15 protein-coding genes are annotated in these 14,817 nt (G+C 65.4%); 7 read left to right on the plus strand and 8 right to left on the minus strand.

Annotated elements, in window-relative coordinates:
* The first annotated feature begins 3 nt into the window (after positions 1-3).
* The 3 genes from V1280_RS39125 (at position 4) to V1280_RS39135 (ending at position 2,900) form a co-directional block, all read left to right on the plus strand.
* Complete coding sequence (locus V1280_RS39125) at positions 4-459, plus strand: VOC family protein (protein ID WP_334535924.1); 456 nt, start codon at positions 4-6, stop codon at positions 457-459.
* A gap of 77 nt (positions 460-536) precedes the next feature.
* Positions 537-1,292: a ribonuclease HII gene (locus tag V1280_RS39130; RefSeq protein ID WP_334535925.1), complete on the plus strand. Its 756-nt coding sequence runs from the start codon at positions 537-539 to the stop codon at positions 1,290-1,292.
* A gap of 99 nt (positions 1,293-1,391) precedes the next feature.
* A complete protein-coding gene (locus V1280_RS39135; protein WP_334535926.1) occupies positions 1,392-2,900 on the plus strand; it encodes a glycosyltransferase family 39 protein in 1,509 nt (502 codons plus the stop codon).
* A gap of 122 nt (positions 2,901-3,022) precedes the next feature.
* On the opposite strand, the gene V1280_RS39140 is transcribed toward V1280_RS39135, so the two are convergent.
* On the minus strand, positions 3,023-3,826 hold the full coding sequence (locus tag V1280_RS39140; RefSeq protein ID WP_334535927.1) for a uracil-DNA glycosylase: 804 nt from the start codon (positions 3,824-3,826) through the stop codon (positions 3,023-3,025).
* Between the two features lie 136 nt (positions 3,827-3,962).
* On the opposite strand from V1280_RS39140, the gene V1280_RS39145 reads away from it, so the two are divergent.
* From V1280_RS39145 to V1280_RS39155, 3 genes are all read left to right on the plus strand, one after another.
* Positions 3,963-5,624 (plus strand): electron transfer flavoprotein-ubiquinone oxidoreductase, encoded by a 1,662-nt coding sequence (locus V1280_RS39145; protein ID WP_334535928.1) that lies wholly within the window; start codon positions 3,963-3,965, stop codon positions 5,622-5,624.
* 294 nt (positions 5,625-5,918) lie between these two features.
* Entirely contained in the window at positions 5,919-7,715 is a 1,797-nt protein-coding gene (locus V1280_RS39150; protein WP_334535929.1) for a tetratricopeptide repeat protein, read from the plus strand.
* A gap of 26 nt (positions 7,716-7,741) precedes the next feature.
* A complete protein-coding gene (locus tag V1280_RS39155; RefSeq protein WP_334535930.1) occupies positions 7,742-8,626 on the plus strand; it encodes a 4-(cytidine 5'-diphospho)-2-C-methyl-D-erythritol kinase in 885 nt (294 codons plus the stop codon).
* Positions 8,627-8,839: 213 nt separating this feature from the next.
* Here the strand turns inward: V1280_RS39155 and V1280_RS39160 are convergent, their stop codons facing one another.
* Entirely contained in the window at positions 8,840-9,709 is an 870-nt protein-coding gene (locus V1280_RS39160; RefSeq protein WP_334535931.1) for an alpha/beta fold hydrolase, read from the minus strand.
* 85 nt (positions 9,710-9,794) lie between these two features.
* The gene (locus V1280_RS39165; protein WP_334535932.1) at positions 9,795-9,953 is read right to left on the minus strand and encodes a hypothetical protein; all 159 of its coding nucleotides are present in this window, start codon (positions 9,951-9,953) and stop codon (positions 9,795-9,797) included.
* 180 nt (positions 9,954-10,133) lie between these two features.
* On the opposite strand from V1280_RS39165, the gene V1280_RS39170 reads away from it, so the two are divergent.
* On the plus strand, positions 10,134-10,403 hold the full coding sequence (locus tag V1280_RS39170) for a hypothetical protein (protein ID WP_148771880.1): 270 nt from the start codon (positions 10,134-10,136) through the stop codon (positions 10,401-10,403).
* A gap of 38 nt (positions 10,404-10,441) precedes the next feature.
* Here the strand turns inward: V1280_RS39170 and V1280_RS39175 are convergent, their stop codons facing one another.
* From V1280_RS39175 to V1280_RS39195, 5 genes are all read right to left on the minus strand, one after another.
* Positions 10,442-10,858: a RidA family protein gene (locus V1280_RS39175; RefSeq protein ID WP_334535933.1), complete on the minus strand. Its 417-nt coding sequence runs from the start codon at positions 10,856-10,858 to the stop codon at positions 10,442-10,444.
* A 78-nt stretch (positions 10,859-10,936) separates the two neighbouring features.
* The gene (locus V1280_RS39180; protein WP_334535934.1) at positions 10,937-11,569 is read right to left on the minus strand and encodes a LysE family translocator; all 633 of its coding nucleotides are present in this window, start codon (positions 11,567-11,569) and stop codon (positions 10,937-10,939) included.
* 44 nt (positions 11,570-11,613) lie between these two features.
* Positions 11,614-12,876 carry a beta-ketoacyl-ACP synthase II gene (gene fabF / locus V1280_RS39185; RefSeq protein WP_334535935.1) on the minus strand — a complete coding sequence of 421 codons (1,263 nt, stop codon included), beginning with the start codon at positions 12,874-12,876 and terminating at the stop codon, positions 11,614-11,616.
* 1 nt (position 12,877) lies between these two features.
* Positions 12,878-13,393, minus strand: a complete 516-nt coding sequence (locus V1280_RS39190; protein WP_334535936.1) for a winged helix-turn-helix transcriptional regulator — start codon at positions 13,391-13,393, stop codon at positions 12,878-12,880.
* A gap of 393 nt (positions 13,394-13,786) precedes the next feature.
* Positions 13,787-14,794, minus strand: coding sequence for a polyprenyl synthetase family protein (locus V1280_RS39195; RefSeq protein ID WP_148771884.1), 1,008 nt, complete (start codon positions 14,792-14,794; stop codon positions 13,787-13,789).
* Positions 14,795-14,817: the final 23 nt, after the last annotated feature.

Genomic DNA, 14,817 nt, shown 5'->3' on the forward strand with positions numbered 1-14,817 from the left:
GTGATGAGTAAGGAACTTACGCCGCCGGTGCCGCGGCTCACGGTGATCACGCTTGGCGTGAGCGACATCCGCGCCAGCATCGCCTTCTACGACGCGCTCGGCTTTTCGCGCCGGTTGAAGGCGACGGGCGAGGTCGTTGCGTTCTTCGACACCGGCGGCCCGGTGCTCGGCCTGTTTCCCTGGGACCAGCTCGCAGCCGACGCCAGGCTGGCGGACCAGCCGAGGCCAGCGACCTTCCGCGGCGTCACGCTCGCCTGGAACTGCGCGACGCGCGAGGAGGTCGATGCGGTGCTGGCGTTTGTCGTCGGGAAGGGAGCAACGCTGCTGAAGGCCGCGCACGAAACCGATTACGGCGGCTACTCCGGCTATTTTGCCGATCCCGACGGTCATCCCTGGGAGGTCGTCGTCGCCCCCGGCATCAATGTCGGCGACGACCAGCGGGTGCATCTGGCGGAGTAGGGCGGCCGACCTGAATAACGGGAATTGCGTGGGGTTCCCGGTTGCGCGAGCGGGTCGGCTTGCGCACGATCCCGGCCATGATTCGGGACAAGTCCGCCAAGACACCAATTAAGGAGACGCCCGCGAAGGCAAGCTTCCGTCGCGAGCGAGCACTGATCAAGCGCGGCGTCTGGCCGATCGCAGGCTGTGACGAGGCCGGCCGCGGGCCGCTCGCCGGCCCGGTTGTGGCGGCCGCGGTGATTCTCGACCCCGACCGCATTCCGCGCGGCATTGACGATTCGAAGCGGCTGACGGCGGAAGAGCGCGAAAAACTGTTCGACAAGATCTGCGCCACCGCGCAAGTCTCGGTCGTCGTTGCCTCACGCTCCCGCATCGACCGCGACAACATCCTGCGCGCCTCGCTGTGGGCGCTGAAGCGCGCGGTGGTCGCGTTGCCCGAGCTGCCGAAGCACGTTTTCGTCGACGGCCGCGACCGGCTCGATACGCCTTGCGACTGCGAGGCCGTGATCGGCGGCGACGGCATCGTGCTGTCGATTGCGGCCGCTTCCATCGTCGCAAAGGTGACGCGCGACCGGCTGATGTGCGCGCTGGCGCAGGATTGCCCCGGCTACGGTTTCGAGCAGCACAAGGGCTACGGCGTGCCCGAGCATCTCGACGCGCTCGATCGCCTCGGCCCCACCGTCCATCACCGCAGCTTCTTTGCCCCCGTCGTCGCCGCCCGCGTCAAGCACATGCCCTGGACCGTCGAACCGGTGCGGGACCTGTTCGAGGTCACCGAGGTCGAGGCGCAGGTGGAGACCACAGTTGAAATCGATGCTTCGGCGGGTCTCTAGAGTAGACTGTCGTTGCCACGACGCGTGGCGCCCTTTATCAAAACGGACGTGATCGAATAGGGCCGGCTGGACGGGTTGGCTGCATCTTGCGGGCGTTGCATGCGGTTTACCTCCCTGGTCATCGAGCTCATTCGCGCCCGGCCGCGGCTGATCGTCTGGATTGCCGTGCTCGCGCAAGCCGCGATGTGGCTGCTGGTGGCGCTTCTGTTCTACCGCAGCCCGCCCGGCAGCCTTGCGACCGTGCTGGCCTTCGGCAGGGAGTACCAGGTCGGCACTGATCTTGGCCCGCCGCTGTCGGTCTGGCTCGCCGATATCGCCTATCGCGCCGCCGTCGGCCACATGTTCGGCGTCTATGTCCTGGCCGAGATATGCGAGATCGCGACCTTCATCACGCTCTATCACCTGGCCCGTGCCGTGGTCGGCACCCAGCAGGCGGTGCTCGCCGTGCTTCTGACCATGACAGTGCTGGCCTTCTCCTCGTCCGCGCTCGACTTCGGCCCCCTGGTGCTGGCGCGGCCTTTGTGGACACTGTTGCTGCTGCATTCCTGGCAGATCATCGGCCAGCGCCGCGGCAATGCCTGGTTCGCCTGGTCGATCGAGGCTGGCCTGCTGCTGCTGACCACGCCGGCCGCGATCTTCCTGCTCGCATTGCTTGTCATCTTCGCGCTCTCGACCGCCGGAGGCCGCCGGACGCTGCGCGCGCTCGATCCGCTTTTCGCGCTCGTCGTCGTCGCCGTGCTGGCGCTGCCCTATGCCGTCTGGCTGATGCGCGCCGAAACCCTTGTGCTGCCGGCCCCGCCGCAAATGGCCGACCTCAGCGCCCGCGCGCTCCACGCCGCCTGGCTGCTCGGCGGGCTCGTCCTCGGTGCGGTGGCGGTCCCGGTGCTGACCTTCCTCAACACGCCCCTGTTCGCCGGCAAGAGCGAAGAGGCGCCGATCATCTACCGGCCGCCAGTCGAACCGCTCGCGCGCAACTTCGTCTATTTCTTTGCGCTCGCGCCCGCGCTCGGTGCGGTCCTGATCTCCGGCCTGTTCGGTTTCGATGCCGTCGTCGGCGGTGCCGGCGTGGTGCTGGTCATGTCGGGCCTCGCCATGGTCGTCGTGGCCGGCGATCTCATCGCAATGCGCCGCGCCCGGATGCTGCGCACGGTGTGGCTGGCGGCCGTCGTGGCGCCCGCCGCCGGTGTCGCGCTGGCTGTGTTGTTCCTGCCCTGGAGCGGCACCGGCGAGATCGCGACATCGATGCCGGCGCGCGCGATCTCGGACTTTTTTGACGACAGCTTTGCCCGCCGCACCAACCATCGTCTGCGCGCGGTCGCAGGTGAAACCGAGCTTGCGAGCCTGATTGCGCTGCACTCCGACCGGCCGCATCTGTTTATCGACGCTGCGCCGGCGCGTACGCCGTGGCTGACACAGGCAAAATTCAGCGAGACCGGCGGTGTCGTGGTCTGGCGCGCCTCAGATACCGCCGGCACCCCGCCGCCCGAAATCCTTGCGCGCTTTCCCGGCATCGTGCCGGAAGTGCCGCGCGCCTTCGAATGGCTGGTGACCGGACGCCAGCAACTCCTGCGCATCGGCTGGGCCATCGTGCGGCCGAAGGGGACGTAGCGACAAACGCAGCAATCGTAGGGTGGGCAAAGGCGCGGAGCGCCGTGCCCACCGTCAAAGCTATCCGTTGTCGAGATAAAGATGGTGGGCACGCTTCGCTTTGCCCACCCTACGAGAGCTCGCTAGCCCGCCAGTACCTTCGCGATCGCACGCAAATCCTGCCAAGCCAGCCGCTTGTAGGACGGCGAGCGCAAGAGATAGGCCGGGTGGAAGGTCGCCAGCGCGCGGATGGTGCGTTGACCGGTGTCGTAGTCGAACCAGCGTCCGCGCGTCCGCATGATGCCTTCGCGCGTCGAGAGCAGCGTCTGCGTCGAGGGATTGCCGAGCGTCACCAGCACGTCGGGGTTCACGAGCTCGATGTGGCGCTGGATGAAGGGCAGGCAGATTTGCGTCTCCTGCGGCGTCGGCGTGCGGTTACCGGGCGGCCGCCAGGGAATGACGTTGGTGATATAGGCCGTGGTGCGGTTGAGGCCTATTGCTCCTATCATCAAATCGAGCAGCTTGCCGCTGCGTCCCACAAACGGCAGTCCCTCGATATCCTCGTCGCGGCCCGGCGCCTCGCCGACGAACATGATGCGCGCCTGCGGATTGCCGTCGGCGAACACCAGCCGCGTCGCAGTGTGTTTTAGCGCGCAGCCCTCGAAGTTTTGCATGAGCTCGCGCAAGGCCTCGAGCGTCGGCGCGGTGCGCGCGGCCTCGCGAGCCGAGGCGATGGCGACGTCGGGCGCCGGTGCCACCTCGCCGCGCATCGCCGCAGGCGCGGCGACTGGCCGCGGTGCTTCGACCGGCGCCGCGCGCGGGGCCGGCGGCGGGGCGTCTAATTCCGCCAGGCGGTCGACCGGTTCCTCGGCGAGCGCGCAGTCGACTCCGGCCTCCAGATAGAAGGCGAGAAGCTCTCGGACGGTGGGTGCGCGCTCGGGGATCATTTGGAAAGTCAGACTATTAGTTCATCTTAAGGCGCCTTGCATCCCAGCGGAACGCATTTCCGTGGTTGTCCTACCCGGAAAAATCGGAAACAAGGGAGCGCAAATGACAAGGAACCGTCTCAAGGGCTGAGATCAGATGAGCACCGAAGAACTTCCCCCGCGCGAATCGATGGAATTCGACGTCGTCATCGTCGGCGCCGGCCCCTCGGGCCTGGCCGCGGCGATCCGGCTGAAGCAGATCAATGCCGATCTCAACGTCGTCGTGGTGGAGAAGGGCTCCGAGGTCGGTGCGCATATTCTCTCCGGCGCCGTGATCGATCCGGCCGGGCTCGACAAGCTGATCCCGGACTGGCGCGAGGACTCCGATTGCCCGCTGAAGACGCAAGTCAAGGACGACCGCTTCTACTGGATGACGGCCGGCGGCGCGATCAAGCTGCCGGGCTTCATGATGCCGCCGCTGATGGACAACCATCACTGCTATATCGGCTCGCTCGGCAATGTCTGCCGCTGGCTGGCGCGCAAGGCCGAGGCGCTCGGCGTCGAGATCTATCCGGGCTTTGCCGCCGCCGAAGTGCTCTATGACGAAAAGGGCGCGGTGAAGGGCATCGCCACCGGCGACATGGGCATCGGCCGAGACGGCAAGCCGAAGGACTCCTTCACCCGCGGCATGGAGCTGCTCGGCAAGTACACGCTGTTCGCCGAAGGCGCGCGCGGCAGCCTGACAAAGCAGCTGATCGCGAAGTTCGCGCTCGATTCCAAGAGCGAGCCGGCGAAGTTCGGCATCGGCCTCAAGGAAGTCTGGCAGATCGATCCCGCCAAGCACCAGAAGGGCATGATCCAGCATTCGTTCGGCTGGCCGCTCGACCTGAAGACCGGCGGTGGCTCGTTCCTCTATCATTACGACGACAATCTTGTCGCCGTCGGTTTCGTCGTGCATCTGAACTACGACGATCCGTATCTGTCGCCGTTCGACGAATTCCAGCGTTTCAAGACCCACCCGTCGATCCGTGGCACCTTCGAAGGTGCCAAGCGCCTTGCCTATGGCGCGCGTGCCATCACCGAAGGCGGCTACCAGTCGGTGCCGAAGCTGACGTTCCCCGGCGGCGCGCTGGTGGGCTGTGCGGCCGGCTTCGTCAACGTGCCCCGCATCAAGGGCGTGCACAATGCGATGGGCACCGGCATGCTCGCCGCTGAAAATGTCGCGGCCGCGCTTGCGGCCGATCGCGCCAATGACGAGATCGTCGATTACGAGAACGCGTGGCGGTCCTCGCCGGTCGGCAAGGATCTGTTCCTGGTCCGCAACGTCAAGCCGCTGTGGTCGAAGTTCGGCACCGTGCTCGGCGTGGCGCTCGGCGGCTTCGACATGTGGTTCAACACGCTGTTCGGCACCTCGCTGTTCGGCACGCAGTCGCATGCCAAGCCTGATCGCTCGACGCTCGATCCGGCCAAGCAACACGCGCCGAAGAACTATCCGAAGCCTGACGGCAAGATCTCGTTCGACAAGCTGTCCTCGGTGTTCCTGTCCAACACCAATCACGAGGAAGATCAGCCGATCCATCTCCGGGTGGCCGACATGAACCTCCAGAAGATGTCCGAGCATGACGTCTTCGCCGGCCCCTCGAACCGCTATTGCCCGGCCGGCGTCTATGAGTGGGTCGAGGAGGGCGCGAGCCCGCGCTACCAGATCAATGCCCAGAACTGCGTCCACTGCAAAACCTGCGACGTGAAGGACCCCAACGGCAACATCACCTGGGTTCCTCCGGAGGGCGGCGGCGGTCCGAACTACGAGGCGATGTAAGGGTGCGCCAGGCGACCAAATAGGTCCGAAGGGTGATGTAGCGCACGTTCGCGTGAGGATCGGGCTGCGGCCACCGGCCGCGGCCACGATAAGGCCACAGTAGCGGCGTCTTGGGGCCCTCTTGGTCGATTTGGGGCGCGCGGAGGGGATCGCGCGGTCCGAATCCTTGCGGTGAAGCGCCAAAAGCGGCATTGTCCGACCCGACGGTTCCGGGTCCCATGTCGCCGGCCGCGTTCGCGTGCGAGACGGCCTTTTGCTTCAAACCCAGGCACTACCAACTCAAGGCGAGCCCTGATGTTTTCAAATCGTTTCAACCGCTGGACTGCTGCTGCCATCGCCCTTGCCGGCTCCGCGATCGTGGCGGTCCCCGGCGGCGTGCTGGCGCAGACGCCGGATCATCCGGCCGACACGGCGGCGCAGTTTCCGACCCGAAATGATCTGAAGTCGCTCACCACCGCCGGCAGCTATCTCGCCGCCCGCCACGCCGCCGTCGAGCGCGACGCGACCTCGGCCGCCGCCTTCTACCGCTCAGCGCTGCGGAGCGACCCCAAGAACAACGAGCTGCTCGACCGCGCCTTCATCGCCTCGGTCGGCGATGGCGACATCGAGGAAGCGGTCAAGCTCGCCGACCGTATCCTCACCATCGACAAGACCAATCGCGTCGCGCGCCTCGTGGTCGGCGTGCATGACTTGAAGATGAAGAAATATCCGAGCGCGCAGAGCAACATCAACCAGTCGATTCGCGGACCGATCACCGATCTGGTCGCAACGCTGCTGTCCGGCTGGGCCGCCTATGGCGCGGGCGATGCCAAGGGCGCGGTCGCGACCATCGACAAGCTGGCGGGCCCGGAATGGTATCCGCTGTTCAAGGACCTGCACGCCGGCATGATCCTCGAGAACGCCGGCAAGGAGAAGGACGCGGGCGTCCGCTTCGAGCGCGCCTACAAGCTCGACGATTCCATGCTGCGCGTCAGCGAGGCCTATGCGCGCTGGCTGTCGCGCAACAAGGACGCCGCCTCGGCGACCGCTGTCTATGAAGCCTTCGACAAGAAGCTCGCCCGTCATCCGCTGATCGTGGAAGGCCTGCGCGAGATCAAGGCCGGCAAGAAGCTGCCGTCGCTGGTCGATTCCGCGCAAGCCGGTGCGGCCGAGGCGCTCTACGGCATCGGCGCCACGCTGACCCGCCGCGGCGGCGAGGATCTGGCGCTGGTCTATCTCCAGCTCGCGCTCTATCTCCAGCCCACTCATCCGCTGGCCCTGCTCTCGCTGGCCGACCTCTATGAATCGGTGAAGCGGCCGCAGATGGCCATCAAGATCTATGAGCGCGTCCCGTCGAGCTCGCCGCTGAAGCGCAACGCACAGATCCAGCTCGCCATCGATCTGGATTCCGCCGACCGCACCGACGAGGCGATCAAGATCCTCAAGGGCGTGACCGCCGAGGACTCCAAGGATCTCGAAGCCATCATGGCGCTCGGCAATCTCGAGCGCGGCCGCAAGAAGTTCGGCGACTGCGGCGCGACCTATTCGCGGGGCATCGACGTGCTGCCGGCCGGCAACGACAAGGCCAACAGCGTCTGGTATTACTACCGCGGCATCTGCGAGGAGCGCACCAAGGAGTGGGGCAAGGCCGAGGCCGACATGAAGAAGGCGCTCGAGCTGCAGCCCGACCAGCCGCATGTCCTCAACTATCTCGGCTATTCCTGGATCGACCAGGGCGTGAACCTCGACGAAGGCATGAAGATGATCAAGCGTGCCGTCGAGCAGCGGCCCGACGACGGCTACATCGTCGATTCCCTCGGCTGGGCCTATTACCGCATCGGCAATTACGAAGAGGCGGTGAAGAACCTCGAGCGCGCGATCGACCTGAAGCCCGAGGATCCCACCATCAACGACCATCTCGGTGACGCCTATTGGCGCGTCGGCCGCACGCTGGAAGCAAAATTCCAGTGGGCGCATGCCCGCGATCTCAAGCCCGAGCCGGACGATCTGCCCAAGATCGAGGCCAAGATCGCCAACGGCATGACGGATGACAATTCGAACTCTTCGGCCGCGCAGGCGGACAAGAAGAAGGACGACGGCAAGGGCGGTTGATCCAAGTAACTGGGGGCGTATCGCCGATGCCGGCGTTGGTTGAAGAAGGGCGCGCGAAGGTCAATCTGAGCCTTCGCGTGGTCGGCCGTCGTGCCGACGGCTATCATGATCTCGAAAGCGTGGTTGCGTTTGCCGATTGTGCCGACCGGCTCACGCTGGAACCGGGTGGCGAGCTCAGGCTTGCGACCACGGGGCCGCTTGCCGCGGCCTGCGGCGAGACCTCAGACAATCTCGTGTTCAAGGCCGCAAAATTGTTGGCTGACGCGGTGCCGAATTTGAAGCTCGGCGCCTTCGCGCTCGACAAGGTCTTGCCGGTCGCTGCCGGTATCGGCGGCGGTTCGGCCGATGCCGCGGCGGCGCTGCGCCTGCTTGCGCGTCTCAACAATCTGTCACTCGATGATCTCCGGCTCCAGGAGGTCGCGCTCGCGACCGGCGCCGACGTGCCGGTGTGCCTGTTCTCGCGCGCCTGCGACATGACCGGCGTCGGCGAGCAATTGCTGCCGCTGGCACTGCCGAGCATGCCCTGCGTGATGGTCAATCCGCGCGTGCCGGTTGCGACCAAGGACGTGTTTAGGGAGTTGGGCCTGCGCAACGGCGAGCTTCTGGTCGGCGCCACTGACGTGCTCGAATCTCCGGCCTGGCCGGAGCAGGGCGGGTCGATTGCCGATTGGGTCGATGTTCTCGACACCGTCGCCAATGATCTCGAAGCCCCTGCGCTGCGCATCGAACCTGTCATCGGTGACGTGCTGGAAGCCTTGCGTGACTCCGCCGGCGTCAAGTTGGCACGCATGTCCGGCTCGGGCGCGACCTGCTTTGCGATCTACGGCGCGTCCGCGGAGGCGCATGCCGCTGCCGAGACGATTCGGCGCGATCATCCCGGCTGGTGGGTGCATGCGGGAACGTTGAGCTAGCCCCATCCGTCATTGCGAGCGCAGCGAAGCAATCCAGAATCCCTCCGCGTTGGCAGTCTGGATTGCTTCGCTACGGTCCCAACTCGCAATGACGTGGATAAAGCTCAGCCGCGCAATCGACGCCGTAGGGTGGGCAAAGCGCAGCGTGCCCACCACTTCTATCGTACAAGCTGGATGCATGGTGGGCACGGCACTGTCGCGCCTTTGCCCACCCTACGATAGCTCGGCTAGCCCCAAAAACCGTCGGATCTCACCCAGCACCTCCGCCGGCTTGTCATGCTGCAGCCAGTGCCCGGCACCGGCGATGGTTGCGATCCGCGCCTGCTGGAAATAGCGCTCCAGTCCCGCCGACCGAGCGCCGGCGAGAAAGCTTTCGCCGGCATTGAGCAGCAACGTGGGGCAGGCGATGCGCGACCACAGCGCGACGTGGTCGTCCGGCCAGAGCCGGTGCGGTGCGGAGGCGCGCTGATAGGGATCGAACTTCCAGCTATAGGTGCCATCCGCGTTCTGCCGCGCGCCGTGCGTGGCGAGGTGTAGTGCGAGGTCGCGGGCGAGGCGCTTGTTGTGAAGCGCCATCTGCGCGGCCGCATCCTCGAGGGTCGCATAGCGGCGCGGCGTTCGATCGTGCAGCCTGTCGAGCTGGCTGACCCATCTGCCGATGCGCTCATGCGTCGGAGGCTTCGGCGTGTCAGGCAACATCGTTACGCCGTCGAGCACGACGAGCTTCGTGACCTGCTCGGGGAATGAGCCTGAAAAGATCAGGCTCACCATGCCGCCCATCGAATGGCCGATGAGCGTCACTTGAGGCGCTGCGATGCTGCGCACGAGCCGGGCGAGATCGTAGACATATTCCGTCAGCGCGTAGCTGCCGCCCTTGGTCCAGTCGGAATCACCGTGGCCACGCAGGTCGGGCGCGATCACGTGAAAATGCGGTTGCAGCGAGCGGGCGATGGCGTCCCAGCTCCGGCAATGATCGCGGCCGCCATGAACCAGGATGAGCGGCGGCGCGTCCTCATTGCCCCAGTCGGCATAATGCAGCCGCAGGCCGTGGGATTCGTAGTAGCGACTTTGCGGGGCGAGCATCGGACAGTGATCCCTGGAATGCCGGACAAGACGACAGCAGGACTGGAGTAGCCTGCTGACGGTCATTCGACAAGCAATCGGGCGGTCATGCTGGCTTCGGCGCCGGGCCAGGTTTGGGCGTCGGCTGATGCGCCAGGCGTTCGCGTTGCCGGATCTTGAGCAGCTTCGCAGCGCCACAGCGACGAGCGGCGCGCGACAACGAATTTGGCAGGAGGTGGTAACGCGACCAGGACATCATCTTCATCGAACCCTCCATCGCAACATCAATAGGTGAGCTCTCGGCGATGCCACGTTCGAATTCCGCGCGTTACATATCGGCAAGTCATGACAGATTGGACAGCTTGTTCATCGGCGTTAAACCTTCGTAAGACACCGAACGCGTTCGTCGCTCGCCACCTCCAATGAACGTTAGGAGGTGAAAATCATGAAACTCGTTTCTGCGCTTGTCGGTCTCGCTGCTCTCGGTGGTGTCGCTCTGTCCACCGGAGCGGCATCGGCCCAACCGATCGACGTCCCCGGTGCGTCGGGCGTCGTTCCGTCAGGCTATATCTGCAACGAATGGGGCCATTGCTGGCACCGCCATTATTACGGCGGCGGCTACTATCACCCGCATTATTGGGGTGGTTACGGCTGGCACCGTCATTGGGGCGGCGGCTACGGCTGGCATCATTGGCACCACTGGCATCAGTGGTGAAATCCGGGAAAGGGGCTTCGGCCCCTTTCTTTTTGCAGCTATCGGTTCGCCGACAAAGCCGCTCGTGTCACAGCCGTCAGATTCATAGTCAGCATGACGCCTGGCTTTGGAAGCTCTTGCACGGCAAACACCGTGCGGGCGGGCCGATGATTTCCCATGGCTTCCACATAGGCCGCGTTCATCGCCTCGAAGTCGGACATCTGCTGGAGGAATACGTTGATGTGGGTAACGTGATTGAGATCGGAGTCCACCGCATCCAGCATCACCTCAAACGATTTGAAGATTTGCCGCGTCTGGGAGGCGACATCGGAACCGGCCAGCTGTCCTGTCGCCGGATCGACGCCGGCGGTCCCGCCGATCCAGATGTGTTCGCCAACCTTGGCAATGTGGTTATAGGGCCCGATTGGTTTTGGCGTGTTCGGCGGAGTTAGCGTTTCTACCCGTGATGTCATCATCGGACTCGCTCCATGGATTGTCTTTCAATGTACAATGGGAGACGAAGCGAGCATATCCGCTAATCTTCGATGCTGCCGCTAGCCCTGCACCGGCGGTCGCGCCAGCGCGAGCGAGAGGCCGAGGCCAGCGATGAAGACGCCGGAGCCTTGGGTGAGCCGCTTCATCAGACGCGGCCGTCCGATCAACTGCGTGCGCGTCGCGGACGCCATCAGCACCACGACGACATCGGCGAGCGTGTTCAGCGTCACCGAGATGGCGCCGAGCACAATGAATTGCAGCGTGGGGCTCGCTCCCGCGGGATCGAGGAATTGCGGAATGAAGGCGAGGAAGAACGCCGCGGTCTTCGGGTTCAACGCCTCGACCAGCACCCCGTCGCGGAACGCGCGCTTGTCCCCGATGGGCTCGCTCGCGAGCGACAGCGTCCGGCCGGCGCTGCGAAAGGTCTTGATGCCGAGCCAGACCAGATACAGCGCGCCGACGAACTTCACGACGGCGAACAGCTCGGCGCTCGCCAGGATGATCGCGGAAATGCCGAGACTGCCTGCGACGACATGGACCAATCCGCCCAGCGCCGTGCCCGCGGTCGAGGCAAAGCCGCTGCCGCGCCCTTCCGACAAGGTTCGCGCCGCGACATAGAAGATGCCGGGGCCGGGAATGGCGGCAATGAGGAGGGCGGCGGCGAGGAACAGCCAGAAATTCGTATCAATCATCCTGTTTTCGTAGCGCAGCGCGCCGCGATTGCAAGGCCTGTCGTTTAGCCCATGCGGCGGAAGATCGCGCTGGCATTCACCCCGCCGAAGCCAAAGCCGTTGGAGATGGCGTTGAGCATCGGCATCGGACGCGCGCCGCCTGCGACAATGTCGATACCCTCGGCGTTTGCGTCCGGGTTCTCAAAATTGAGCGTCGGTGGCGCGATCTGGTCGCGCAAGGCGAGCACGGTGAAAATCGCCTCCAGGCCGCCGGCGGCACCGAGCAGATGGCCGGTGGCCGATTTGGTCGCGCTGACCGCGATGGCGCTGTTGCGGCCGAACAGCGCAGCGATCGCGCCGAGCTCGCCCTCGTCGCCGGCCGGCGTCGATGTCGCATGTGCGTTGAGGTGCTGCAGATCCGCCGGCGCAAGCTTCGCCTGCCGCAGCGCGATCTCCATCGCGCGGCGGGCGCCGTCGCCATCGGGCGGACCCGACGTCATGTGATAGGCATCCGCGGTGGTGCCATATCCAACGATCTCGGCGATCGGCGTGGCGCCGCGCGCGAGCGCATGCTCCAATTCCTCGATCACCAGAATGCCGGCGCCTTCGCCCATGACAAAACCGTCGCGGTCGCGATCGAACGGGCGCGAGGCGCGGGCGGGCTCGTCGTTGAATCCGCTCGACAGCGCGCGCGCTGCTGCAAAGCCGCCGAGGCTGACGATATCGATGCAGGCCTCGGCGCCGCCGCAGATCGCGACATCGACCTCGCCCGCGCGGATCATGCGTGTGGCATCGCCGATCGCCTGTACGCCGGCGGCACATGCCGTGACTGGCGTGCCCAGCGCGCCCTTGTAGCCGTATTTGATCGAGACGTGGCCGGCGGCGAGATTGGCGAGAAACGAGGGGATCGTGAACGGTGACAGCCTGCGCGGGCCGCGCTGCTCGGTGATGCGCACGGCCTCTGCCATGGCCGGGAAACCGCCGACGCCGGAGCCGATGATGGTCGCGGTCCGCTCCAGTGATGCAGGATCTTGCGGCGTCCATTTGGCCTGCGCGACGGCCTCTGCAGTGGCGAGCAGCGCAAACAGGATGAAGCGGTCCATCTTGCGTTGATCTTTTGGCGCGGCGGCCTCCGCCGGATCGAAACCGCCGTCGGCATCGTCGGCCTTGTCGGGCACCAGACCGGCAATGCGTGCGGGGAGTGCCTGCGACCATTGAGGCAGCGGGCGCAATCCGCTCTGTCCGGCGAGCAGCCGGCGCCAGGACAATTCGACACCACAGCCGAGCGGCGACACCGCGCCCATTCCCGTCACGACGATACGACGCATGTCAGTCTCCAGCCGGCGCGACCGCCGGGTTCATGGCTTTGAGCGAAGTGAGCCGCCGCCGCATCAGGCGGCTCGCGCCGGGGCCTGCGATCACCACCGCGTTGGCGAGCGTGATCGGCTGCAAGTCGGCGGCATCGACCACGACGGGATCGAGCGACCGGCGATCGTCGCGGTTCGCCAGCAGGATGGATTCCCCCTTCGGCGCGAGATGCTTGTTGCCCCAGGCGAGCAGCGTCGCGATCACGGGGAAGAAATCCCGCGCCTTGTCCGTCAGCACGTATTCGTAACGCGGCGGCCGCTCGTGATAGCGGCGGCGGACGAACATGCCGGTCTTGGTGAGATGGGCGAGACGCCGCGACAGGATGTTCGGCGCGATGCCGAGATTGCGCTCGAACTCGTCAAACCGCGTCGAGCCCTGAAACGCATCCCGCAGGATCAGGATGCTCCACCACTCACCGACCGTCTCCACGGCGCGGCCGACCGGGCATTCCAGGATGGACGGGGATTTGGGCTGCATGGCGGGAAGGTAGGGGAGTGGCTTGCAAAATGCAAGTAACTGGGTGGGCAGGGGCGATTTGAGATGTGAGTTGGTGAACGAAGGCCGTGCGCCACACTCCGTCATTGCGAGCGGAGCGAAGCAATCCAGACTGTTTCCGCGGAGGGATTCTGGATTGCTTCGCTGCGCTCGCAATGACGGTGTTGATTCAGTGGTGACGCTATCTCACAGGCGTCGTCCCGGCGAAGGCCGGGACCCATAACCACAGGGAGTAGTTTGGCGAAGACTAGTGGTGAAGATGCCTTCGCGCGGTACGCGCACCTCGCGCTGACCGATAGGTCACGCGGTATGGGTCCCGGCGTTCGCCGGGACGACAGCGATTGCGTGGCAGGCAACGCGCCTAAACGCGAAAGCCTAATGCGACCGTGCCAGGCAGAACGCCACCACCTGCTCCAGTGCGCTCTTCATCGGCGAGGACGGGAACAGCGCCAGCGCGTCGACGGCCATGGCGCCGTAGTGGTGGGCGCGGCTGATTGTGTCCTCGAGCGCGCGGTGCTTGTTCATCAGGCCGAGGGCGTGATCGAGGTCGCTGTCGCCGATCTCGCCGCGCTCGAGCGCCTTGATCCAGAAGGCGCGCTCGGTGTCGTTGCCGCGGCGGAAGGCGAGCACGACGGGCAGTGTGATCTTGCCCTCGCGAAAGTCATCTCCGGTGTTCTTGCCGAGTTTTGCACTCTTGCCGCCATAGTCGAGCACGTCGTCGACGAGCTGGAAGGCGATGCCGAGATTCATGCCGACGGAGCGGCAGGCGGTCTGCTCGGCCTTCGGGCGGTTGGCGATCACCGGGCCGACCTCGCAGGCGGCGGCGAACAGCTCGGCGGTCTTGCCGCGGATCACGGCAAGATATTCGTCCTCGGTGGTCGCGGTGTTCTTGGCGGCGGCGAGCTGCATCACCTCGCCCTCGGCGATGGTGGCGGCTGCTGCGGAAAGGATATCCAGCGCGCGCAGCGAGCCGACCTCGACCATCATGCGGAAGGCCTGGCCGAGCAGGAAGTCGCCGACCAGCACGCTGGCCTCATTGCCCCAGAGCATACGCGCCGACAGCTTGCCGCGGCGCATCTCGCTCTCGTCGACGACGTCGTCATGCAGGAGCGTCGCGGTGTGCATGAACTCGACGGAGGCAGCCAGCTTGATGTGGCCGTCGCCGGTGTAGCCGGCCAGATTGGCCATGGCGAGCGTCAGCATCGGCCGCAGGCGCTTGCCGCCGGAGGAGATCAGATGGTTGGCCACTTCCGGGATCATGGTTACGTCCGATCCGGTCCGCGACAGGATCGTAGTGTTGACGCGCTCCATGTCGGGGGCGACAAGGGCAACCAGCTCTTCGATCGACGCGCCGGGAGTTTCGAAAGGTACGATGACGGCCACGCCGGTCTCCAATATTTGCCCCG

It is taken from the genome of Bradyrhizobium sp. AZCC 2230, from assembly GCF_036924495.1.
Lineage (GTDB): Bacteria > Pseudomonadota > Alphaproteobacteria > Rhizobiales > Xanthobacteraceae > Bradyrhizobium > Bradyrhizobium rifense.